At 70.1% G+C, this 23,472-nt stretch carries 21 protein-coding genes; 12 read left to right on the top strand and 9 right to left on the bottom strand.

What is annotated here, in order from left to right; translation table 11 throughout:
• The first annotated feature begins 21 nt into the window (after positions 1-21).
• The 6 genes from mreC (at position 22) to QIS99_RS20530 (ending at position 8,798) form a co-directional block, all read left to right on the top strand.
• Positions 22-1,104 (top strand): rod shape-determining protein MreC, encoded by a 1,083-nt coding sequence (mreC, locus tag QIS99_RS20505; RefSeq protein WP_282515020.1) that lies wholly within the window; start codon positions 22-24, stop codon positions 1,102-1,104.
• A gap of 5 nt (positions 1,105-1,109) precedes the next feature.
• Positions 1,110-1,820: a rod shape-determining protein MreD gene (gene mreD / locus QIS99_RS20510; RefSeq protein WP_282515021.1), complete on the top strand. Its 711-nt coding sequence runs from the start codon at positions 1,110-1,112 to the stop codon at positions 1,818-1,820.
• Positions 1,817-3,991: a penicillin-binding protein 2 gene (gene mrdA / locus QIS99_RS20515; RefSeq protein ID WP_282515022.1), complete on the top strand. Its 2,175-nt coding sequence runs from the start codon at positions 1,817-1,819 to the stop codon at positions 3,989-3,991. The genes mreD and mrdA overlap by 4 nt, the downstream gene beginning before the upstream one ends.
• Positions 3,991-5,181, top strand: a complete 1,191-nt coding sequence (gene rodA / locus QIS99_RS20520) for a rod shape-determining protein RodA (RefSeq protein ID WP_282515023.1) — start codon at positions 3,991-3,993, stop codon at positions 5,179-5,181. Before mrdA ends, rodA begins: the two co-directional genes overlap by 1 nt.
• A gap of 50 nt (positions 5,182-5,231) precedes the next feature.
• A complete protein-coding gene (locus QIS99_RS20525) occupies positions 5,232-6,779 on the top strand; it encodes a CYTH and CHAD domain-containing protein (protein WP_282515024.1) in 1,548 nt (515 codons plus the stop codon).
• Between the two features lie 72 nt (positions 6,780-6,851).
• Positions 6,852-8,798, top strand: a complete 1,947-nt coding sequence (locus tag QIS99_RS20530; protein ID WP_282515025.1) for a TIGR03960 family B12-binding radical SAM protein — start codon at positions 6,852-6,854, stop codon at positions 8,796-8,798.
• 630 nt (positions 8,799-9,428) lie between these two features.
• On the opposite strand, the gene QIS99_RS20535 is transcribed toward QIS99_RS20530, so the two are convergent.
• The 9 genes from QIS99_RS20535 to QIS99_RS20570 form a co-directional block, all read right to left on the bottom strand.
• Complete coding sequence (locus tag QIS99_RS20535; RefSeq protein ID WP_282515026.1) at positions 9,429-10,007, bottom strand: hypothetical protein; 579 nt, start codon at positions 10,005-10,007, stop codon at positions 9,429-9,431.
• Positions 10,000-10,311, bottom strand: a complete 312-nt coding sequence (locus QIS99_RS20540; protein WP_282515027.1) for a hypothetical protein — start codon at positions 10,309-10,311, stop codon at positions 10,000-10,002. Before QIS99_RS20540 ends, QIS99_RS20535 begins: the two co-directional genes overlap by 8 nt.
• A gap of 243 nt (positions 10,312-10,554) precedes the next feature.
• The gene (locus QIS99_RS32365) at positions 10,555-10,806 is read right to left on the bottom strand and encodes an HNH endonuclease (RefSeq protein WP_408909594.1); all 252 of its coding nucleotides are present in this window, start codon (positions 10,804-10,806) and stop codon (positions 10,555-10,557) included.
• 86 nt (positions 10,807-10,892) lie between these two features.
• Complete coding sequence (locus QIS99_RS20545; RefSeq protein WP_282515028.1) at positions 10,893-11,114, bottom strand: hypothetical protein; 222 nt, start codon at positions 11,112-11,114, stop codon at positions 10,893-10,895.
• A gap of 100 nt (positions 11,115-11,214) precedes the next feature.
• Complete coding sequence (locus QIS99_RS20550; RefSeq protein ID WP_282515029.1) at positions 11,215-11,442, bottom strand: DUF7848 domain-containing protein; 228 nt, start codon at positions 11,440-11,442, stop codon at positions 11,215-11,217.
• Between the two features lie 290 nt (positions 11,443-11,732).
• The gene (locus tag QIS99_RS20555) at positions 11,733-12,566 is read right to left on the bottom strand and encodes a helix-turn-helix domain-containing protein (RefSeq protein ID WP_282515030.1); all 834 of its coding nucleotides are present in this window, start codon (positions 12,564-12,566) and stop codon (positions 11,733-11,735) included.
• On the bottom strand, positions 12,563-13,066 hold the full coding sequence (locus QIS99_RS20560; protein WP_282515031.1) for a DUF6879 family protein: 504 nt from the start codon (positions 13,064-13,066) through the stop codon (positions 12,563-12,565). Before QIS99_RS20560 ends, QIS99_RS20555 begins: the two co-directional genes overlap by 4 nt.
• A complete protein-coding gene (locus QIS99_RS20565) occupies positions 13,050-13,277 on the bottom strand; it encodes a hypothetical protein (RefSeq protein WP_282515032.1) in 228 nt (75 codons plus the stop codon). Before QIS99_RS20565 ends, QIS99_RS20560 begins: the two co-directional genes overlap by 17 nt.
• Positions 13,278-13,531: 254 nt before the next feature.
• The gene (locus tag QIS99_RS20570; RefSeq protein ID WP_282515033.1) at positions 13,532-15,145 is read right to left on the bottom strand and encodes a recombinase family protein; all 1,614 of its coding nucleotides are present in this window, start codon (positions 15,143-15,145) and stop codon (positions 13,532-13,534) included.
• Positions 15,146-15,379: 234 nt separating this feature from the next.
• Between QIS99_RS20570 and QIS99_RS20575 the strand changes: the two genes are divergently transcribed.
• The 6 genes from QIS99_RS20575 to rpmA all read left to right on the top strand — a co-directional run bounded on the left by QIS99_RS20575 (position 15,380) and on the right by rpmA (position 23,333).
• Entirely contained in the window at positions 15,380-15,934 is a 555-nt protein-coding gene (locus QIS99_RS20575) for a GNAT family N-acetyltransferase (protein WP_282515034.1), read from the top strand.
• On the top strand, positions 15,931-17,097 hold the full coding sequence (locus tag QIS99_RS20580) for a hypothetical protein (protein ID WP_282515035.1): 1,167 nt from the start codon (positions 15,931-15,933) through the stop codon (positions 17,095-17,097). The genes QIS99_RS20575 and QIS99_RS20580 overlap by 4 nt, the downstream gene beginning before the upstream one ends.
• Positions 17,098-17,144: 47 nt before the next feature.
• Entirely contained in the window at positions 17,145-17,936 is a 792-nt protein-coding gene (locus QIS99_RS20585) for a TIGR03936 family radical SAM-associated protein (RefSeq protein ID WP_282515036.1), read from the top strand.
• A 240-nt stretch (positions 17,937-18,176) separates the two neighbouring features.
• Positions 18,177-22,391 carry an Rne/Rng family ribonuclease gene (locus tag QIS99_RS20590; protein WP_282515037.1) on the top strand — a complete coding sequence of 1,405 codons (4,215 nt, stop codon included), beginning with the start codon at positions 18,177-18,179 and terminating at the stop codon, positions 22,389-22,391.
• 352 nt (positions 22,392-22,743) lie between these two features.
• A complete protein-coding gene (gene rplU / locus QIS99_RS20595; protein WP_282515038.1) occupies positions 22,744-23,064 on the top strand; it encodes a 50S ribosomal protein L21 in 321 nt (106 codons plus the stop codon).
• Positions 23,065-23,078: 14 nt separating this feature from the next.
• The gene (gene rpmA / locus QIS99_RS20600; RefSeq protein ID WP_282515039.1) at positions 23,079-23,333 is read left to right on the top strand and encodes a 50S ribosomal protein L27; all 255 of its coding nucleotides are present in this window, start codon (positions 23,079-23,081) and stop codon (positions 23,331-23,333) included.
• Positions 23,334-23,472 lie beyond the last annotated feature (139 nt).

Genomic DNA, 23,472 nt, shown 5'->3' on the forward strand with positions numbered 1-23,472 from the left:
AGGAAGGCACGGCCGCCGCACGTGAGGGACACACGAGAGAGCCGGCTGCTCCTGGTGCTGCTGATCGCCATCGCGTTCGCTTTGATCACGGTGGACATCCGCGGCGGGGAGGACTCCCCGGTCGACGGTGCCCGACAGGCCGCCGCGACGGTCTTCGGCCCCGTGGAAAAGGGCGTATCGGCCGCGGTGAACCCGCTCGGCAACGCGATCGAAGCGGTCCGCGACTCGGGCGAGCGGCACAGCCGCATCAGCGAACTGGAGCGGGAGAACGCCGCGCTCAAGGCGAAGCTGGGCAGCGACGAGCGCAACCGCAGCCGGGTCCGCCAGCTCGACGAGCTGCTGAAGAAGGCCGGCGCCGGCCAGTACGGCATCAAGGGCGCCGAGGTCATCGCCATCGGAGCCGCACAGGGCTTCTCCTGGACCGTCACCATCGACGCGGGCGCCAAGGACGGCCTGCAGCGCGACATGACCGTAATCAACGGCGACGGCCTGGTCGGCCGCGTCACCACCGTCGGCCCCGGCACCTCGACCGTACTGCTCGCCACCGACCCGGACTTCACCGTCGGCACCCGCATGGAGAAGACCGACGAGCTGGGCTTCGCCACCGGCCGCGGCGACCGGAACCTCGCCGTGCAGATGCTCAACGGCAAGGCCAAGGTCAAGAAGGGCGACCGCATGGTCACCTTCGGCTCGCACGCCGACAAGCCGTTCGTGCCCGGCGTCCCGATCGGCGAGGTCGTCAAGGTCGACCCCTCGGGCGGCGACCTGACCCGCACGGTCCACGTCAAGCCGTACGTCAGCTTCTCCAAGCTCGACATCGTCGGCGTCGTCGTCCAGCCTCCCCGCACCGACCCCCGCGACAAGGTGCTGCCCGAACCCGTGAAGCCCGAGCCCACGCCGACCGTCACCGTCACCGTCACCCCGCCGGGCCCCGGCCAGGAGGGCGAGGCCCAGCCCGGCGAGGACGGCCAGGCCCCGCCCGCCGACGGAGACGGAGCCGCGCAGAACGGAGCCGCACAGGACGGGGCCGCGCAGAACGGAGCCGCACAGGACGGAGCCGATCCAGGCGCCGGTGACGGCCGGCCCCAGAACGACCAGGAGTAAGGCCCATGCGTTTCAACCGGATGCTCCTGGCCACCACGCTGGTGGTCGTCGCCCTCGTCCTCCAGGTCAGCGTGCTCGCCCGGCTCCATCTGCCCGGCGCCGTACCGGACTTGATGCTCCTGACCGTCCTCGGCCTCGCCCTCGTCTACGGGCACACCGGCGGCGCCCTCGTCGGCTTCGGCGCCGGGCTCCTCGCCGACCTGGCGCCGCCCGCCGACCACGCGGCCGGCCGGTACGCCCTCGTGCTGTGCGTCATCGGCTATCTCGCGGGCCTCGTGAAGCCCGACTCCGGCCAACTGCGCTCCGCCACCGGTCCGATGGCCGTCGTGGTCGCCGCCGCCCTCGGCTCCACGCTCCTGTACGCGGGCGTCGGCGCGCTCGTCGGCGACACCGCCGCCGCCCACGTCGGCCTCGGCAGCCTGCTGTTCACCGCCACGCTCTACGACCTGCTGCTCGCGCCGTTCGTCGTCCCCGCGATCATGGCCCTGGCCAGACGCGCCGAGCACGACCCGCTCTCCGAGAGCAGCAGCGGCTCCGGCAAGAGCAGCGAGGTCTCCACCGGCTGGCTCTCCGCGGGCACCTCCCTGCGCACCGGTTCCCTGCGCATCGGCAGCCAGCGCGGCGGCGGGCTGCGCAGCGGGGGCGGCATGCGCATCAAGTCGGCCAAGGCGCGCGTCGCCCGCTCCGGACGCCTCAAGGGGGTCAAGCGCCTGTGACCAATATTCCTGAGACCGGACGCACTCCGCGTGTCCGGATCCGGCTCGTCGTCATCCAGGTCCTCGTCTTCTCCCTCCTCCTCACCCTCGGCGGCCGCCTCTGGTACCTCCAGGTGCGCAACGGCGACGAGTACGCCGACGAGGCCAACGGCAACCACGTGCAGCGCGTCGTCGACCCCGCCGTCCGCGGATCGATCCTCGACGCCCGGGGCGTGCCGCTCGCCGACAACGAGACCCGGCTCGTGGTCTCCGCGTCCCGCACCGAGCTGATGAAGATGGACGACGACGGGGACGCCGTCCTCGCCCGGCTCGCCGGAGTGCTCGGCATGACGCCCAAGGAGGTCGGCAACAAGGTCCGGCTCTGCAACGACGAGACCCCGCAGCCCTGCTGGAACGGCTCCCCGTACCAGCCCATCCCGATCACCGACGAGGCCACGCCGCGGCAGGCCCTGCAGATCCGGGAGCGCGCCGAGAAGTTCCCCGGCATCACCGCCGAACCCACCGCCGTCCGCCGGTACGCGGCCCCGGGCGGCGCCCGGACCTCGCAGGTGCTCGGCTACCTCTCGCCGGTCACGGACGAGGAGATCAAGGCCGCCGAGAACACCTCCTCGCCGTTCCTCCGCTCCGACCAGGTGGGCCGCTCCGGCCTGGAGCGGACGTACGACAAATACCTGCGCGGCAAGGCCGGCGTCACCTCGTACGAGGTCGACAAGCTCGGCCGCGTCATGGGCAAGACCCAGGCGGACCCCGGGACTCCCGGCTCCAACGTCGTGACGAGCATCGACGCCCGGGTCCAGCGCGTCGTCGAGTACCAGCTCGACAAGGCGATGAAGGAGGCCCGCAAGAAGTTCGACGACAACACCGGCGAGAACTACAAGGCCGACGCGGGCGCCGTCGTCGTCATGGAGTCCAAGACCGGCCGCATCGTCTCCATGGCCTCCCAGCCGGACTACGACCCGAACGCCTGGGTCGGCGGCATCTCCGGCAAGGACTACGCCAAGCTCACCGGCAAGGGCTCCAACTACCCGCTGCTCAACCGCGCCACCCAGGGCCAGGCGGCCCCCGGCTCCATCTTCAAGGTCGTCTCGGCCTCCGCCGCCGTCAACGCGGGCAACGACTTCAACGGCAGCTACCCGTGCCCGAGTTCGTACTCGATCGGCGGCCAGGTCTTCAAGAACTACGAGTCCAAGGGGTACGGCTCGATCTCCCTCGGCCAGGCCCTGGAGGTGTCCTGCGACACCGTCTTCTACAAGCTCGCCCACGACCAGTGGCGCAAGGACGGCGGCAACAAGCCGAAGGACCCCAAGGACTGGTTCTACAAGACGGCCCACCAGTTCGGCCTCGGCAAGAAGACCGGCATCGACCTCCCCAACGAGGTCACCGGCCGCGTCCCCGACCGCCAGTGGAAGAAGGACTACTGGAAGGCCAACAAGGACGTCTGGTGCAAGCAGGGCAAGAAGAACGGCGACTACGTCGAGCGCATCGCGTACGAGAACTGCCTCGAAGGCATGAAGATGCGCGCCGGTGACGCCGTCAACTACTCCATCGGCCAGGGCGACACCCTCGTCACACCCATCCAGATGGCCACGATCTACGCGGCGATCTCCAACGGCGGCACCCTCTACGACCCCACCGTCGGCAAGGCGATCATCAGCCCCGACGGCAAGAAGGTCGAGATGATCGAGCCCGAGTCGCACGGCAAGCTGCCCATCGACAAGAAGACGCGCGACGACATCGACGGCGCCCTCGCGAAGGTCGCCACGCAGGGAACGGCCGCCTGGCGCTTCGGCGGCTGGCCGCAGAAGAAGATCCCCATGCACGCCAAGACCGGTACCGCCGAGGTCTACGGCAAGCAGACCACCTCGTGGTTCGCGACGTACACCGACGACTACACGATCGTCATGACCATCTCCCAGGGCGGCACCGGATCCGGCGCCTCCGGCCCCGCGGTCCGCAACATCTACAACGCGATCTACGGCCTCGACGAGGAAGGCAACCAGGACCTCAAGAAGGCCCTGCTGCCCGAGCCGCAGTCCGAACTGCCCGAGATCCAGCAGGACGGCTCGATCTACGCACCCGAGGTCAAGCCGTACGAGCCGCAGGAGGAGCCGCCCGCCGAGCAGGAACTCGCGGCCGCACTCGGCGGACCGGCCCCGTGGAGGCGTGACTGATGACAGGCGGCTTCTCCGTCTCCGGCTACGGGCCCGACCGGAGCACCTGGTCCAAGCTGTTCGCCCGCGACGCGGTCACCCGGCGGCTCGACTGGCCGCTGCTCCTGGCCGCGGTCGCGCTCTCCCTGATCGGCTCGGGCCTGGTCTGGTCGGCGACCCGCAACCGCACCGAACTCGTCGGCGACGACCCGTACTCGTACCTCCTCAAGCACGTCCTGAACATCGGCATCGGGTTCGCCCTGATGATCGGCACGATCTGGCTCGGGCACCGCACGCTGCGCACGGCCGTGCCGATCCTGTACGGCGTCTCGGTGTTCCTCGTACTGCTCGTCCTGACGCCGCTCGGCGCGACCATCAACGGCGCGCACGCATGGCTCCACATCGGCGGACTCTCGCTCCAGCCCTCCGAGTTCGTGAAGATCACGATCATCCTGGGCATGGCGATGCTGCTCGCCGCGCGCGTCGACGCGGGCGACCGGGACCACCCCGACCACCGCACCGTCGTCCAGGCCCTCGGCCTCGCCGCCGTGCCGATAGTGATCACGATGCTGATGCCGGACCTCGGCTCGGTCATGGTGATGGCGCTGATCGTGCTCGGCGTGCTGCTCGCCTCCGGCGCGTCCAACCGCTGGGTCTTCGGCCTCCTCGGCGCGGGCGCCGCCGGTGCCGTCGCCGTGTGGCAGTTCGGCCTGCTCGACGACTACCAGATCGCCCGCTTCGCGGCCTTCGCCAACCCGGCCCTCGACCCGGCGGGCGTCGGCTACAACACCAACCAGGCCCGGATCGCCATCGGTTCCGGCGGCCTCACCGGCGCCGGCCTCGGCAACGGCTCGCAGACCACCGGCCAGTTCGTGCCCGAGCAGCAGACCGACTTCATCTTCACCGTCGCCGGCGAGGAACTCGGCTTCGTCGGCGCCGGACTGATCATCGCCCTGCTCGGCGTCGTGCTCTGGCGCGCCTGCCGGATCGCACGCGAGACGACCGAGCTGTACGGCACGATCGTCGCCGCCGGCATCATCGCCTGGTTCGCCTTCCAGTCCTTCGAGAACATCGGCATGACCCTCGGCATCATGCCGGTCGCCGGTCTGCCGCTGCCGTTCGTGAGTTACGGCGGTACGTCGATGTTCGCGGTCTGGATCGCCATAGGACTGCTCCAGTCGATCCAGGTGCAACGGCCCATGTCGGCGTGAGCGGTCCGCGGGGGCTGCCGAGCGGCGGGCTGCGCGACTAAATTCGATGCATGGCGGAGACGAAGCGCGAGATCGAGCGAAAGTACGAAGCCACCGAAGCCACCGGTACCGGCGCACCATCCGACGGCCCCGGGCTGCCCGACCTGACGCGGGTGCCCGGGGTCGCCGCCGTCCAGGACCGCGGCGTCCACGACCTCGACGCCACCTACTACGACACCGCCGACCTCCGCCTCGCCGCCTCCGCGCGCACCCTGCGCCGCCGCACCGGCGGGGACGACGCGGGCTGGCACCTCAAGCTCCCGGTCGCCGCGGGCGTACGCGACGAGGTGCAGGCCCCGCTCTCCGACCGCGTCCCCCGCGCCCTGGCCGGCCTCGTCCGCTCCCGGGTCCGCGACGCCGAGCTGATCCCCGTGGTCCGCCTCCGCTCAGCCCGCGCCGTACGCCACCTCGTGGACGCCGACGGGGCGCTGCTCGCCGAGGTCAGCGTGGACTCCGTACGGGCCGACCGGCTGGCCGGGGGCGAAGGCAGCGCCGGGTGGACCGAGATCGAGGTCGAGCTGGCCGAGGGCGGGGACCCGAAGTTCCTCGACCAGGTGGAGAAGCGGCTGCGCAAGGCGGGCGTCGTCCCCGCGGGCTCGGCGTCCAAGCTGGCCCGCGCGCTCGCCGAGACGGGCACGAGCCCGCGCGTCCGGTCGACGGAGCCCGCGCCGCCCGTCACCTCGGGCGATCACGTCCTCGCGTATCTGCGCACCCAGCGCGACGCCGTCGTCGAGCTCGACCCGGCCGTGCGCCGCGATCTGCCCGACGCGGTGCACCAGATGCGCGTCGCCACCCGCCGGATGCGCAGCGCGCTGCGCTCGTACCGCAAGGTCCTGGACCGCGCCGTCACCGACCCGATCGGCGACGAGCTGAAGTGGCTCGCCGGTGAGCTGGGAGTCGACCGGGACCGCGAAGTGCTGACCGAACGCCTCCGGGAGGCCGTCTCGGCGCTGCCGCGCACACTGGTCGACGGGCCCGTGCGGGGACGACTGCGCACCTGGTCGGCGGCGCGCCGCGGCGGGGCGCGGCGCCGGCTGACCACCGTGCTCGACGGCCGGCGCTACCTCGCGCTGCTCGACACCGTCGACGCGCTGCTCGCCGACCCGCCGCTGCGCCCGGCCGCCGCGAAGCCGCCGAAGGCCGTCCTCGCGAAGGCCGTGCTCCGCGAGTTCGCGCGGCTGACCGACGCCGTCGACGCGGCGCTCGCCGCCGACCCGGGCACCGAACGGGACCAGGCTCTGCACGAGGCCCGCAAGAAGGCCAAGCGCACCCGGTACGCGGCGGAGGCCGCGAAGCCCGCGCTCGGCAAGCCCGCGAAGCGCCTCGCCAAGCGCGCGAAGAAGCTGCAGAGCGGGCTCGGCGAGCACCAGGACAGCGTGATGACGCGGGCCGCGCTGCGCGATCTGGCCGGGCAGGCGCACGCGGCGGGGGAGAGCTCCTTCACGTACGGACTGCTGTACGGCAGAGAGGAACGGACCGCCGAACGGTCCGAGGCCGGGCTGCCCGGGTGGTGGGGGCCCGCGGTGAAGGCGGCGGAAGCGTTGCGCCGAACGCGTTAGTCTTGAGGGTCACCCTTCCCTCCGAGCCTTTGGCCGGGGGTGCCCGCAAGCCAGCTCACGAAGGTCGTAGTGATGCCTGCCGAGTCCGTCTTCCCTCAGCTTGAGGCGCTGCTCCCGCACGTGCAGAAGCCCATCCAGTACGTCGGTGGCGAGCTGAACTCCACCGTCAAGTCGTGGGACGAGTGCGACGTCCGCTGGGCGCTCATGTACCCGGACGCGTACGAGGTCGGCCTGCCCAACCAGGGCGTCATGATCCTCTACGAGGTGCTGAACGAGCGCGAGGGTGTCCTCGCCGAGCGCACGTACAGCGTGTGGCCGGACCTGGAAGCGCTGATGCGCGAGCACCAGGTGCCGCAGTTCACGGTCGACAGCCACCGCCCGGTGAAGGCCTTCGACGTGTTCGGGCTGAGCTTCTCCACCGAGCTCGGCTACACCAACATGCTCGCGGCCCTGGAGCTCGCGGACATCCCGCTGGAGTCCAAGGACCGCACGCTCGACGACCCGATCGTGCTCGCGGGCGGGCACGCGGCGTTCAACCCGGAGCCGATCGCCGACTTCATCGACGCCGCGATCATCGGTGACGGCGAGCAGGCCGTGCTCGACATGACGGAGATCATCCGCGCCTGGAAGGCCGAGGGCCGTCCGGGCGGCCGCGAGGAGGTCCTGTTCCGCCTGGCGAAGACCGGCAACGTCTACATCCCGCGGTTCTACGACGTGGAGTACCTGCCGGACGGCCGCATCGGCCGCGTCGTGCCCAACAAGTCGGGCGTCCCGTGGCGTGTGTCGAAGCACACGGTCATGGACCTCGACGAGTGGCCGTACCCGAAGCAGCCGCTGGTCCCGCTCGCGGAGACCGTGCACGAGCGCATGTCGGTGGAGATCTTCCGAGGCTGCACGCGCGGCTGCCGTTTCTGCCAGGCCGGCATGATCACGCGCCCGGTGCGTGAGCGGTCGATCACCGGCATCGGCGACATGGTCGACAAGGGCCTGAAGGCGACGGGCTTCGAGGAGGTAGGTCTCCTCTCCCTCTCCTCCGCGGACCACTCCGAGATCGGCGACATCGCGAAGGGCCTCGCGGACCGGTACGAGGAGGACAAGATCGGCCTGTCCCTCCCCTCCACCCGCGTGGACGCCTTCAACGTCGACCTGGCGAACGAACTCACCCGCAACGGCCGGCGCTCGGGCCTGACCTTCGCGCCGGAGGGCGGCTCCGAGCGCATGCGCAAGGTCATCAACAAGATGGTCTCGGAGGAGGACCTGATCCGGACCGTCGCCACGGCGTACGGCAACGGCTGGCGCCAGGTGAAGCTGTACTTCATGTGCGGCCTGCCGACCGAGACCGACGAGGACGTCCTCCAGATCGCCGACATGGCAACGTCCGTGATCGCCAAGGGCCGTGAGGTCTCCGGCAAGAACGACATCCGCGCGACGGTCTCCATCGGCGGCTTCGTCCCCAAGCCGCACACCCCGTTCCAGTGGGCCCCGCAGCTGTCCGCCGAGGACACGGACGCGCGTCTCGAAAAGCTGCGGGACAAGATCCGCGGCGACAAGAAGTACGGCCGCTCCATCGGCTTCCGCTACCACGACGGCAAGCCCGGCATCGTCGAGGGCCTGCTCTCGCGCGGCGACCGCCGCATCGGCTCGGTCATCCGCGCGGTCTACGAGGACGGCGGCCGCTTCGACGGCTGGCGCGAGCACTTCTCGTACGACCGCTGGATGCAGTGCGCCGAGAAGACGCTCCCGTCGTACGGCGTGGACGTCGACTGGTACACCACCCGCGAGCGCACCTACGAAGAGGTCCTGCCCTGGGACCACCTGGACTCCGGCCTCGACAAGGACTGGCTCTGGGAGGACTGGCAGGACGCCCTCGACGAGACGGAGGTCGAGGACTGCCGCTGGACCCCGTGCTTCGACTGTGGCGTGTGCCCGCAGTTCGATACATGGCCACAACTGAGTCCCACCGTCGGCAAGAACCTGCTCCCGCTGACTCCGGTCAACACCGGCAGGGAGGGTAAGTGAGCAGGTCGGGAAGGCCGTTACCTGCCCCTGAGAGGGCTCGCGAGGCAGTAGCCGAGGCGCTGGCCACCTTGACCGAAACGGAGCGGGAGCAAGCCGTGCAGGCGCTCTCTCGGATGGGTGCTCGACGGCGTCAGCTGACACCCCTGACACCCTCCCCTAACCCTCGTACGCCTCTGCCAACCGAAGTGGACGGGGCGAAAGTGTCCGTCTCGACCTCGGTCGAGTGGGTGTAGGCAGGTATGACGAAGAGCCCCGGCTCAGCCCTCCTCGCGAGGGTTGGGCTGGGGCTCCGTGCGTTCAGAGCTGTGTCGAGTGGTGGTCGGTTGGTTGTTGGGCCGTGATGGACGGCCCAACTCTGCTCGTCGTCCGTCGGCAGGCGAGCCGCGCTCGTCCTGCCTCTCGCTCGCGTCGCCGAGCGGCTGTCTCCCGGCGTGCCGCGAGTCGGCTGGAGTCCTTGGCCTGAGTCGTGCCGTCGTCGCTCCCGCAGTCGCGGGGCTGTGTGCCTGCCCACGTCCGTGGCCGTCCGTGTGCGGCGAGTCGAGCCGTGAGGGTGGGGGATGACCCTCTTGGCGCGCACTCCCTCACCGCCGTGTCTTAGCGGCCAAGATCGTGCCACGGTTTCGAGGTCGATCAAGACCTGACGATCTGCTCCAAGAACTTGCGGTCTAGGCGCTCCAATTCCGCAATCATGGCTGTGCTGGTGGGCCATTTATCCAGGTGGCCGGCCCCCCTATGGTCTGGAGCCCTGCCTGCAAGCCGTGCGAGTGCCACGTTCGCGGCGCCCAAGCCGATGCTGAAGATCGTAAGAATGATCTTCTCGGCTAGCTCTGCCGACGCTTGTGACTTCGACACGGCACGAAACCGGCGCATCTCTGTCCGTAGTTCGGCTAGGAGCGGTCTCGTTTGGTCGTCGATCACCTGCTGGACCGCCCGGGCTCGAGCCTTCTTCGTTACCTCATCGTCATCGCTAGGCTCTGCGGCCTTCCGGAACTCGATGCACTGATCGACAGCCTCGCCCAGCTTCATATACAAGTCGACGGCCATGCGTTGGCCGAGGCGCACTGAGCGGTCGGTCTGGTAGTTCACGGTCACCTGACCGCCCTCGGCGGTGTATTGGTTACTGACCAAATCCCCCGCAAACTCCTGGTGGTCAGCGTTGAACTGATGACCTACGGACTGGCGCTGCTGGTCAAAGCTGCCTTCACCCACCAAGTAGCGCCCCAAGCATTGTGGCGACCTGGCTATCAATGCCCGTGGTTAGGCTGCCGACCTCAAGAAGCTGGCGCAGTCGCCCTTGCGCCTCTGCATTGTCGCCAGACGCTGCGGCGTCGCGGGCTGCTTCCAGCTCCGCCCGCACCTCGGGGGGTAGGGGTGGCTCCATCCGCTGCGCCTGGCCCAGGATGTCGTTCAGCCCAGCTGTCAGATCGGCCATCGAGACTGGCGTTCCGACCATCATGTTCTCAGCATTGTGCTGAACGCCGACCGTTTGGTTGTGCTGGTTGAAGGTAGCCACCCGAACAGATTACAAGCTGGGCACAGCGCACGTTCGGTCAAGTCCCGTACTGTCCAAGGGCGTTCAAAGGAACCGTCGCTATGGCTGCTCCGGCGACTTAATGGGACCGTCAGATCACAGCCAGCCCTTCTCGGCCAACTCGAAGCGCCCCTCGGTCACGGACTCGTACCCGTGCTCGGCGGCGTACGCGAGGATGCGAGCGAGCGGGGTGTCGGGAGCCGGCGGGCTACTCGCCGAGGCTGCTCACCTCATGTCTGCGGCCCACCTCTTTGCGGTGCGCTTGCCCTTACGCCTGTTGCAGCTCTCGCACGCTGGGATGAAGTTCCACCAGATGTCTGCCCCGTTGTCCGCCACCGGCTCCTCATGGTCCAGCGTTGTCGCGGTCTTCCCGCAGTACACGCAGAGCCCTCGGTGCGCGGTCAGGACCATGAGCCACACCCATGTCGGCTGATCCGCTCGGCTCCCCCGTGGAATCGCGTGCTGTGTGGTGACCATGTCCTTCCCCTTCCGTCGTCAGAACGACAGGGGAGGAACGGTAACGGCGACCACTGACAGTGGAGGCCGCGTGAACACCTCTGAGATCAGCGGCGAAACCGGCGGAGGCGTTGCGGTGTGGGGGCCAGCGTCGCTGCTTCGCGCAACGCAGCCGCAAGGCGCTCGTCGGCGGCCTTCGACGACTCGACGGCCTGAGCCGCCTCGGGCGCCGATGAGTTGATGTTCCGCTGCCTCCTCGCCCTGTCGCGCTCTCCGCCGGTTTCGGCGAGGTCGAGCTGCAACCGTTGGATGGCGAGTAGTGACTTCATGAACGCCTCGTTCGAGTCAAGGTCACGGGGAGACCGACACGGGCTCTGTTACCGGCGCGCCTCGGCCCTTGCTTGCCGTCCCGGGGCGCAGGAGCTCTCCCTACTCGTCGCGTACGACGAAGGCGAAGGACGTGCACAGGCGCCGGAAGCCTGCGTGTCCTGTCCGGCTGGTGTGGCTCATGCAGTCGACGTCAACGGCCGCGCCGTCCGTCGACGGAGTTGCCTTCCACCCGCACTCATGCGCGAGGCACTCGGCCTCGTACGTGACGTCAGTGTCCGGGTGCTTCGTGATCCGGTACGTCGCGAACCGGAGGACGGCGGGCGTCACTGCCGCCTCCTCGTCTTGTGCGGGTGGCAACGGATCTCTACGTCTGCTCCCGTCGCCGCCGACAAGTCCCCTCGGCCGCGCGCGTCTTGGCGCTGCCTGACGAGCTCGGCGCAGATGTCGCAGCCTGGCTCAGGCTCGGGAGGCGAGAGCGGTAGTGCCAGGCTCATCGGTCCCGCCATCGTGGTCTTCGGTGTGCTCATCCTGTGCGACCTCCCCGTCTTCGTCTCTGTCGAATGAGCATCGCTTGAGATCCAGGTGGAGTGACGCTTCATGCGCGTTGTGGCAAGAACTCAGGTGCGGCAAGCGGCGGCCCACTCGGCGAGCCTCGCTCTCGCTTCCTCGCCGAAGAGTGCGCATCCCTCGTATCCGGCGAACTCCTCGATGTAGGTCCGTACGTCCCTCTGGTCGCGGAACACCATCACGCCCGTGGACATCTCTGCCGTAGCCAAGCGGTCGTCATAGATGGTGAAGGTGTTCAACGGGCACCCCGGAACCGCGGTGCCTATCGGGATCACTCCGAGGCGCACGTTCGGCTGGTGCGTGAGGGAGGACAGACGGTCAAGCTGCATGGCCATCGCGTCGGGAGCCAGGAACGGCGACCGTGCCGCTTGCTCGGTCAGGATGAACGTGAACCGCTTCGATCGGTCGTACAGGACTTCCTGACGCTCCAGCTTCCGCGCGATGGTCTTGCTGTGGTCTCCGGGGATGTGGGCCAGGCTCGCCCTGATGTACTCCGGAGTTGAGAGCAGGCCGGTAATCATCGAGAGCAGGAAGAAGCGGAACTCCACCGAGGATGATTCGAGCCCTGCCAACTCCCGTTGCTTCTTGTCGAGTCCCTTCCTGCGGAGCGCTCGCGCGTCCTGCCACTCGGTGTTCGCCGTGCGAGCGAGCGCGGACACTTCCGCCACCACGTCGGGCGGAGCTTCGAGCGCCGTCAGAAGAGCCTCGATGTCGATGAGTGTCGGCTTCGTCTGGCCGTTCTCGATGCGGCTCACCTTCGACTGCGACATCGCGCAGCGCGCGGCGAGCCGGTCCCCGGAGAGACCGGCAGCCTTGCGTAGATCTCGGAGCGCGGCGCCCAGCTCTTGCTGGGACTTGCCGAGCTCCTCGGGCTCGAACGTCACGCGCTCTTCACGTACTCCAGGAAGGGAACCGACTCCGCTACGGCGACTCGCTGGTACTCGATGAACGGTGCAGGATCGCCCTCGAAGAGCTCTCGGCTGATCTGCGTCCCGTCCTCTTGGTAGTGCATGAGGACAACCATCGACTTGTCGAACATCCAGAAGTCGCCCAAGTCGTCCGGCAGCGGGTTGGGCCGGTCCGTCAGGTCAAGGATGCGGATGTCTTCCCCTGCCGGGGCCTGGTGCTGGTAGTACCGCTCGAACTCGAAGCGCAGGTACTCGCTCAACGGCTGCCGGACGATGTGCACGCGTCCCACGTTCCGAGTCCGCACCATGTCCATCCAGGAGCCCCCGTACGGGCCGGGGAACCGAGCCCCCTGCTTGAACGCTGCGAACTCCTCGGCCTCCTGCGATACGAGGTACTGAGGCAGGGTCTCCAGCCTCCACGCCTCCGTCTGGAAGTCGCGGAACTTGGCCTGCCAGTTGTCACCATCCAAGAACACGGACAGCCTCCCGAAGAACGCTCTCGGGGATCTCTACAAGCCCTTCCCCTTGCGGCGGAGTGAAGGCGCTGGACACGTCGCCCTGCACGACGAACGTCCCCTTCTCTGTGCGGTAGACATTCGGGCAGTCCCCTTGCCCACACTCGCCGTTCCCGTTCCCGTTCCCGTTCCCGCTGCCGGTGAGTCGGGTAAGCCCTGCACGCTCAGACATGCGTAACCCCCTGGTCTGCGGCCCCGGTTGAGGGCCGTCGAGAACGACCGTACGGAGACCACCCACGACCGTCTACCCACGAACGCGGGTATGCACGTCCTTGCATGAACTGAGCGGAGAGAGGGGCGCACGGAGCCGCGAGAGCCTCCCCCGGAGACGGCGAGAGCCCCGCCCCTCGAAGTGAGGGAGCGGGGCTCAGTGCCGGTCGCTCTCCGGAAGGCCGACGAGCACACTCCGTCGTCAGGCTCGGCGCCTTAGAGCTCGACGGCGAACGCGTCCTCCTTGATGACGAGTCGGTCTTGCGCGTCCGTAGGGAAGAGGACTCGAAGGCTCACGTCCGGGGCGCGCTGCCCCTTCACCTTCGTACGGGTCACCTCGCACTTGATGCCGACTCGGAAGGCGTCCGCCTCCAGAGCTTCGAGCCCTCCCGACTCCCACCGCTCGCGCCAGGTCTCCCCGTTGTGGACGCTCTCCCAACGGTCCTGAACGCTTGCAGGGTCGACGGCATCCAAGTCCTTCAGGAGCTTGTCGAGCGTCGCCTGAGCTTGATCCCGAGCGAACGGCGAAGAGGCGTACCGCCCTCCTGGCTCCAGCTCCTTCATGTAGTACGTCGCCGACTCCTTCAGTCGCTTCACTTCCGCCCGCACGTCGGAGGCCTCGGCGTACTCCCGCACCTGTACCGGGTACGCCCCGAGGGTCTTCAAGATGCGCTGCGAGAGCGCGAGGTACAGAGCATCGGGGGTAGGGATGCCGAGCCCCCCGCTCTTGCAGTCGGTGCACCGCATGTAGGAGTAGGTGCGCCCCTTGTTCGAGGTCTTGTTCACTCGCATGTTGCCGCCGCAGTCGACACAGACGATGACGTTCAGGAAGCGCGTCACTCCTCCCGGCTGTCGAGCCGGTTGCTTCCTCGACCGTTGGTCGAGCACTGCCTGAAGGGAGTCGAACTCCTCTTGCGTGAAGATCTCGGGAGCAACCCTGATCGGCTTGCCCTCTCGGTCGAGCACGAAGCGGGAGCGGCGCACCCCTCCGTTCTTGTGCTCCTCGGTGCGGCAGCCGAGGAGAGCAGGGTTACGCAGGCGGCGGAGAAGAGTCGTCGTCGTGAGCCCTTCGCTCATGAGCCCCGAGCGGATCATGCAGCGGACCATGAAGCGGGCTGAGCGCCCCCGGAGCGCCATGCGCCGAGCCCAGTGCAGAGCCTTGTGCGCGTCGGGGTCGACGGCCAGCCGAGGACGACCGTCCTCTCCTTCTGCCGTGATGTAGCCATACGCAGGCTTACCGACGAGCCATGCGTCCTGCGTCTTGGTGTACTCCCAGAGAGAGGCGACACGGGTCGACGTGTTGCCCGCCTCGATCTCGGCGATGCCGCCGATGACCGTCACCAGAACCTTGCCGATGGTCGTGCTCAGGTCGATCGGGTCGTTCTTCGATACGAGGTTCTTCCCGTACCTGTCCGCCCACTGGATCATGACTGAGAGGTCCGACAGGTTCCGGATGAACCGATCCAGCTTCCAGAACAGAAGAGAGTCGAACTCGGGAGCTCGGTCGTTCAGCCACTCACCGAGGCTCTTCCGCTTCCACGGCGGAACCTTCGTCGCCGACACGTTCAGGTCTGACGCAACACCGATGACTCGATGCCCCTTCTCTCTGGCGAGTAGGCGAAGGTCGAGCTCCTGCCGCACGGGCGACGTGGTGTCGTCAGTGAACACGGACAAGCGCACCGAGAGCAGGGCCCGAGGAGCGTCCTCGGGAAGCAGGGCCTCGGCCCTCTTCAGCTCCTCCAGGAGCGCCAGGTCTGCCGGTGTCCACTCGGCCTCTACGTCGTACGCCGCCCTGTCGGCGGCCTTCGATGCCTTCGCTTTCGGTGCCATGGCCAGCAGTTTACCAGTTGTGTGCTCGTGCCACTCTGCCTCCAAATAGACACCCAGATCCAGATCGGCCCCACGGGAAAGAAGCTGCTCCCGCTCACGGTGAAGTGACATACCGTTGCCGCGGCGACCGTCATGCTCCCCGCCGACGCGGGGATGTTCCGCTGCTCCCGCTCACGGTCGTCAAGTAGCCCGTACCGCCGGGGCGTTCTGACGCCCCGGCGGCACAATGGCGCGATGCCTCAGCTCATCGCGCCCGATGCCCGCTTCCACGCCTCGTTCCTGGAGGCGATGCGCGAGTTCGCCGCCGAGGCGTTCCTCGGCCGGACACTCGCTCGGGAACTTGCCGAACACGCCCGGACCTGGCACGACCCGGCCGGCTTCGCCCGCTACGTCGAAACCGTCCTGGCCGACGACTCCGCCGACACCTACTGGTACGTCGACGGCGCCGCCTTCCTCGGCCGCATCCGGATCCGGCACCGGCGCCTCCTGCCACCGGACGACCTGGCCGGGCACATCGGGTACGGCGTCCGGCCCTCTGCCCGGCGGCAGGGGCACGCGACCGGGATGCTGCGGGGCGTCCTGCCCCACGCCTTCGATCTCGGGATCGACCCCGTGCTCGTCACCTGCGACACCGTCAACACCGGCTCCCGCAAAGTGATCGAGGCCGTCGGGGGTGTGCTGGAGGGGGAGCGGGGCGGGAAGTTGCGGTTCTGGGTGGCCGGAGGTGGATCCAAAACGGGTGGTGGTGCGTCGTCGCTGGCATGGAAGAACCGGAGAAGCGCCCCATGAGCCCCACCCCGCCGCCGGCCCCCGCGTCGTTCGAGGGGTGTCTGGTCACGGCGATCCGGCTGCCGGTGCGGATCGTGGTGCTCGTGCTGGTCGTGCCGGTGCGGATGGCCTGGGACGCGCTGGTCGTCTGCGGGCGTTTTCTCGACCGTGCGCTGTTGCGTCCCCTCGGCCGTGCGCTCGCCTGGCTCGGGCGGGCGCTGTTCGTCGTGCCGTGGGTGTGGGCGTACCGGAATCTCCTCACCCCGTTCGGCCACGGCCTCGTGTGGACGCTGCGCACCCTGGTCGTACGGCCCGCGCAGTGGCTGTACGCGCACGTGCTCACGCCGCTCGGTCAACTCCTCGCCGTCGTCGCCAAGTTCATCGGCGACGTGCTCGGCTGGACCCTGCTCGCGGTGTGCGTGTGGCCGTGGGTGGGGCTGTGGCGGTACGTGCTCGTACCGGTCGGGCGCGGGCTCGCCTGGCTGGGGCGGGTGCTGTGCGTGGTGCCCGCGGTGTGGCTGTACCGGCGGCTGCTCACTCCGCTCGGGCACGGCATCGCCTGGGTCGTACGCGGGATCGGCGCCGGCATCGCTCGGACCCTGCGGGCGCTCGGCACGGCGCTGGCGTTCCTGTGGCGGTGGGGTGTTGTCGTGCCGGTCGGGTTCGTATGGCGGTGGGTCGTCGTCGTGCCCGTCGTGTTCGTGTGGCGGTGGCTGGTCGTCGTGCCGGTCCGCTGCCTGTGGACGTGGCTCGTCGTCGTGCCCGCGGGGTTCCTGTGGCGGCGGGTGCTCGTGCCCGTCGGGCGGGAGGTCGGGGCCGCGTTCGGGCACGCGTGGCGGATCGCCGGGTACGTGTCGCGTGCCGTCGGCCGCTTCCTCGGCGCACTGCTGCGGTGGGTGTTCGTGGAACCCGTGCGGTGGACGTACCGCACCGTCCTCACCCCCGTCGGACACCTGCTCCGCGACGGCCTGTGGCGGCCCGTCGCCCGCACCGTGCGGCAGGCCGCCGCCACGGCCCGCAGCACCGCCCGCCAGGTACGGGCCGACCTCCGCCGCGCCCTGTTCGGAGCCCCGCGCCCCGCCCCCGAGGCGGTCGTGCCCGCGGCCCACGGGGAACCGGCGACGCCCGAGGCACGTACTCTAGGCAGCAGTACGACCGCAAACACGAAGCTCACGAAGGACTGACGACACTGGGCAAGCGACAGCCCGAAGGCCCGCCGCCCGCACCGGCGGTGCAGCGCATCCGACTGCGCTACACCAAGCGCGGCCGCCTCCGGTTCACCAGCCACCGCGACTTCCAGCGCGCCTTCGAGCGCGCCCTGCGTCGCGCCGAGGTCCCCATGGCGTACTCGGCGGGCTTCACCCCGCACCCGAAGGTGTCGTACGCCAACGCCGCACCGACCGGCACCGGCAGCGAGGCCGAGTACCTGGAGATCGCCCTCACCGAGCACCGCGACCCCGCGAAGCTCAAGGATCTGCTCGACACGTCACTGCCCGCCGGGCTCGACGTCACCGACATCGTCGAGGCCCGCACCTCCGGCCTCGCCGACCGGCTGCAGGCCTCCGTGTGGGAGCTGCGGCTCGACGGCGTGACCGTCGAGGACGCCGAGCGCGCCGCCGCGGCCTTCCTCGCGGCCGAAGCGGTCGAGGTCCAGCGGCGTACGAAGAACGGCATGCGCAGCTTTGACGCCCGTGGAGCCGTAGCAGCTCTTGAGGCGTCCCGTCCATCAGCTGATAGGCCGGTGGACAACCCCTGTGCGATACTGCGGCTGGTTGTTCGGCACGTGACGCCTGCCGTTCGACCCGACGACGTCCTGTCCGGTCTCCGAGCTGTGGCCGACCTGGCGCCGCCGGTCCCCGTCGCGGTGACCAGGCTGGCGCAGGGGCCATTCGATGAGGAGAGCGGCACGGTGACCGACCCGCTCGCGCCCGACCGCGAGGCAGTCACGGCCGCCCCGGCCGATCGCTCAGGGGCCGCCGGACCGCCCGCCGCGGCAGCGCAGGTGCCGGAAGGCTCCGCGTAGGGACGTCCGTCGTAGCGCAGCCCTCGTACTCGGGAGCCACCTGGGTCGGGCCGCGCGCCACCGACCAAGACTTTCGCCAGGCCGTGCGTACCTCGCGTACGGAACCGGCGAGACAGACAAAGAGAGCTCCCGTGCGGCGCCCGCGCCTACCGGACGGCGGCCCCGCGCATCGCGCGCTCGGCCGCGGACGTCACCGGTGCAAGGCGCGGCGCCCGGGAGCCTGACGGGAGAACCGCCCGCATGCTTGAGCCGAACGAATCCGGTGTGACCGGAGAGGCCGGAGAAACCAACAACGCCCCTGGGGACAAGCTGCCGCCGCGCCGTCGGCGCCGCGCCGCTTCCCGCCCGGCGGGACCGCCCACGGCGGCTGCCGAGACCACCCCGGCCGCGGCCGTGACCGTATCCGCCGTGGACCCCGTGGACCCCGTGGACCCCGTGGATCCTGAGGACGGCGCCGAGGAGACCGAAGAGGTCGGGGCCGCCGCCGAGGCCGCCGCGGCTCAGCCCGAGCCGGCCGAGAGCGCCGCCCCGCCGCGCGCCCGGCGCCGTGCCACCCGCCGCGCCTCCGCGCCCGCCGGTGCGCCGAAGGCCGCCGACGAGAGCGCGCCGGCCGCCGCTGAGCCGGTTGCCGCTGAGCCGGTTGCCGCTGAGGCCCAGGTTGCCGCCGAGGCGCCGGTCGCCGCTGAGGCGCCCGCCGAGGCCGCCGCCGTCGAGGAGGCCCCGCGCCGCACCCGGCGCCGCGCCACCCGCAAGGCGACCGCACCGGCCGGTGCCCCCAAGACCACCGACGAGGGCACGACGGCCGTCGCCGCGGAGCCCGCGCAGGCCGCCGAGTCCGCCGAGCCCGCCCAGGCCCCTGCCGTCGAAGCCCCCGCCGAGGTGCCCGCCTTGGACGAGGCCGCCGAGGCCGCGCCCCGCCGTACCCGGCGCCGTGCCACCCGCAAGGTGAGCGCGCCGGTCGCCGAGGCGCCCGCCCAGGCCGAGCCCGTCGCCGCCGCCGACGTGCCGGTGGAGGTCGCGTCCGCCGAGTCGGGCGAGTCCGTGGCCGGGCCCGCCGCCGAGGTGCCCGCCGAGGTGCCCGCCGAGGCAGCCGCCGAAGCGCCGAAGCGTGGCCGCCGCCGTGCCGCCCGTAAGGCGTCGTCGATCTTCTCCGAGCCGCGGGGCGCAGGCCGTGCCGCCGAGCGGGAGGGCGAGGAGTCCGGCTCGCGCAAGCCGAAGCGGCCCGCGGTCGCCGTGTTCCAGCAGCCGGTGTTCACCGAGCCGATGTTCCAGACGCCCGAGCGCGCCGCCGCCGCGGCCGCCGCCGAGGCGGCCGAGGAGGCCGTCGAGGCGCCCGCCCCGGTCGAGGAGGAGCCCGCCGCCGGTGGCCGCCGTCGGCGCCGTCGCCGTGGCGAGCCCGCCGAGGTGACGCCTGCCGCCGAGCGGGCCGAGGAGACGGCCGAGCCCGCAGCGCCCGCCGCCGAGGAGGAGCCGGCCGAGGCCGCCGAGGAGCCCGCCGAGCCCGCCGAGGGCGACGAGGGTGACGAGCAGGGTGGCCGTCAGGGCCGTCGCCGCCGCCGGGGCGGCCGCCGCCGTCGCCGTGGCGAGTCCGCGGAGCAGGAGCACGACGACGAGGCTGGAGACGAAGGCGCCGGGGCCGTCGCCGCCGAGCAGGCCGCGCAGGACGCCGAGGACACCGCCGAGCAGGCCGAGGAGGACGCCGAGGACGAGCGTGCGGAGCGCGCCGAGTCCGGTGGCTCCTCCAGCAGCCGTCGCCGCCGTCGCCGTCGCCGTCGCGCCGGTGACTCGGGCACGGACGGCGAGCCGGGCGAGGGCGACCCGGAGCGTACGGTCGTCAAGGTCCGCGAGCCGCGGCCCAAGAAGGAGACCGAGCCGTCGGACTTCCAGGACGCCGTGCAGTCCATCAAGGGCTCGACCCGTCTGGAGGCCAAGAAGCAGCGCCGCCGCGAGGGCCGCGAGCAGGGCCGCCGCCGCGTGCCGATCATCACCGAGGCCGAGTTCCTGGCCCGCCGTGAGGCGGTCAACCGGGAGATGATCGTCCGGCAGTACGGCGACCGCACCCAGATCGGCGTGCTTGAGGACAACATCCTCGTCGAGCACTACGTCAACAAGGAGCAGTCGACCTCGTACGTCGGCAATGTCTACCTGGGCAAGGTGCAGAACGTCCTGCCGTCGATGGAGGCCGCCTTCATCGACATCGGCAAGGGCCGCAACGCCGTGCTCTACGCGGGCGAGGTCAACTTCGAGGCGCTCGGCCTGGCGGGCGGTCCGCGCCGCATCGAGACCGCCCTCAAGTCCGGCCAGTCCGTGCTCGTGCAGGTCACCAAGGACCCGATCGGCCACAAGGGCGCCCGCCTGACCAGCCAGGTCTCGCTGCCCGGCCGGTACCTGGTGTACGTGCCCGAGGGCTCGATGACCGGCATCAGCCGGAAGCTGCCCGACACCGAGCGCGCCCGTCTGAAGACCATCCTCAAGAAGATCGTCCCCGAGGACGCGGGCGTCATCGTGCGCACCGCCGCCGAGGGCGCGAGCGAGGACGAGCTGCGCCGTGACGTCGAGCGGCTGCAGGCGCAGTGGGAGGAGATCCAGAAGAAGTCGAAGCAGGTCTCGACGAGCTCGCCGAGCCTCCTGTACGGCGAGCCGGACATGACCGTCCGCGTCGTCCGCGACATCTTCAACGAGGACTTCTCGAAGGTCGTCGTCAGCGGTGACGAGGCCTGGGAGACCATCCACGGATACGTCGACCATGTCGCGCCCGACCTCGCGGACCGGCTGCAGAAGTGGACGTCCGAGGTCGACGTCTTCGCGACGTACCGGATCGACGAGCAGCTCGCCAAGGCGCTCGACCGCAAGGTGTGGCTGCCCTCCGGCGGCTCCCTCGTGATCGACAAGACCGAGGCGATGGTCGTCATCGACGTCAACACCGGCAAGTTCACCGGTCAGGGCGGCAACCTCGAAGAGACCGTCACCAGGAACAACCTGGAGGCGGCCGAGGAGATCGTGCGCCAGCTGCGCCTGCGCGACCTGGGCGGCATCGTCGTCGTCGACTTCATCGACATGGTCCTGGAGTCCAACCGGGACCTGGTCATGCGGCGCCTCCTCGAATGCCTGGGCCGGGACCGTACGAAGCACCAGGTCGCCGAGGTGACCTCGCTCGGGCTCGTGCAGATGACCCGTAAGCGCGTCGGGCAGGGGCTCCTGGAGTCCTTCTCCGAGACCTGCGTGCACTGCAACGGCCGTGGCGTGATCGTGCACATGGAGCAGCCGACCTCCGCCGGTGGCGGCGGCAAGCGCTCCAAGAAGCGCGGCCGCAAGGAAGGCCAGGAGCCCGTGCACGAGGCGCCGGCCGCCGAGACGGAGGCGGAGGTCGCCGCCGAGGCGGCCGCTCCGGTGAAGCTCGCCGAGCCCGAGTTCGTGCCGGACGAGGAGCTGTACAGCAGCGCGGCGGAGGCCGAGGCGGCCGCGTCCCGTGGCCGTTCGCGGCGCCGGGCCACGCGGAAGGCGTCGGCGCCGGCGGGTTCGCCGAGGCCGGCTGAGCAGGCCGAGCCGTTCGAGACGGCGGAGCGGGGCGTGAAGGCGGAGAAGGCCGGGAAGGCCGAGAAGGCCGGGAAGTCGAAGAGGGCCGAGCGGGCCGAGCGGGCCGAGCGCAGGGCGGCGGAGGCTGCCGAGGCTGAGGCCGAGGCCGCTGCCGAGGCCGTGGTCGCGCAGGCGGAGCCGGTTGCGGTCACGCCGGTCGTGGAGCCGGTCGTTGAGCCGGTCGTGGAGGAGGCGGCTCCGGTCGCCGAGCCCGCTCCGGTCGCCGAGCCCGTCGCCGAGGAGGCGGCCGCGCCGAAGGGCCGTACGCGTCGTCGGGTCACCCGGAAGGCGTCGGCGCCCGCCGGGTCGCCCAAGCCAGCCGAGCCCGTGGCCGTGGTCGAGCCCGTCGTGGTGGAGCCCGCCGTGGTCGAGGCCCCGGTGGCCGAGCCGCAGCCGGAGCCCGAGGCCGCCGCTCCCGTCGAGGCCGCGCCCGCGCGGCCGCGGCGCCGTGCGGTGCGCAAGGCCTCGGCGCCGACCGCTTCGGCGGAGGCGGCCGTCGTGGTCGTCCCCGCGGAGCAGCCGGCCGTCGCCGAGGGCGAGGCGAAGCCCGAGCCCGAGCCGGAGGCGGAGGCGGAAGTCGCACCGGCCAAGGCCAAGAAGGCGGCGAAGAAGACCACCGCCAAGAAGGCCGCGGCCAAGAAGGCGCCCGCCAAGAAGACCGCCGCGAAGAAGACGGCGGCCAAGACGGCGACGGCGGCCAAGACGGCGACGGCGAAGAAGACCGCGGCCAAGAAGACGACGGCCAAGACGACGACGGCCAAGACGACGGCCAAGAAGACGGCCGCGAAGAAGACGGCGAAGAAGACCGCCGCGGCGGAGCAGCAGACGCTGCCCTCCGTCTCGGCGTCCGCTTCGACCGCTGCGACCGACGCAGGCTGACGGGCACCCGCCCGCCCGAGAGCCCGCCCGAGACGGCGCCCCCGCACCCGGTGAACCCCGGGGCGGGGGCGCCGTCGTCGCCGGGCGCGCAAGGGCCGCGCCCGGAACGGGCCGTACGAACCGGAACGGGCCGTACGAAACCGTCGTCGACGCGGCTCGGTTTGACCCTTCCGGGTGGGCCCCGTAATCTTGAGCGTCGGCGTGTCCATAGACGTGCCGCACCCCTGTAAACCTTCTCCTCCCGGATCTCTGTCCGGGAGCCCCCCGTGCCTCGTGCCGGGGGAGGCCGACCGCCTTCGCGAGCGGCTGGACTGCGGGGGTCCCGTTTCGAGTCGTAGAGAGTGAGATCCGCGTGTACGCCATCGTGCGCAGCGGTGGCCGCCAGCACAAGGTTGCTGTCGGTGACATCGTTGAGGTTGACAAGATTTCCACCGCCAATGTCGGCGACACGGTCGAGCTCTCGACCCTGCTGCTCGTCGACGGCGAGTCCGTGACCAGCGACCCGTGGGTTCTGGCCGGCATCAAGGTCCAGGCTGAGATCGTGGACCACCACAAGGGCGCGAAGATCGACATCCTGCGCTACAAGAACAAGACCGGTTACCGGCGTCGTCAGGGCCACCGCCAGCAGTACACGGCGATCAAGGTCACTGAGATCCCCACGGCTGCGAAGTAAGGGACTGAGGAGAGATGGCACACAAGAAGGGCGCATCGTCCACTCGGAACGGTCGCGATTCCAACGCTCAGCGGCTCGGCGTGAAGCGCTTCGGCGGTCAGGTCGTCAACGCCGGTGAGATCCTGGTCCGCCAGCGCGGCACCCACTTCCACCCGGGCAACGGCGTGGGCCGCGGCAAGGACGACACCCTGTTCGCGCTCGACGCGGGTTCGGTGGAGTTCGGTACGCACCGTGGCCGCAAGGTCGTGAACATCGTTCCGGTCGCCTGAACCCAGGCACCGTAGAGCGAGTTCTCTCGCGGTTTCTCCGAGGGCGGACCTCACTTTCCGTACGGCTTTCGTACGGGAAGCGGGTCCGCCCTCGGCGTGTTACTAGATAGACAGACCCAGCCGGAACGACAGACCAGTC

This window comes from Streptomyces solicavernae, assembly GCF_029968095.1.
Classification (GTDB): domain Bacteria; phylum Actinomycetota; class Actinomycetes; order Streptomycetales; family Streptomycetaceae; genus Streptomyces; species Streptomyces solicavernae.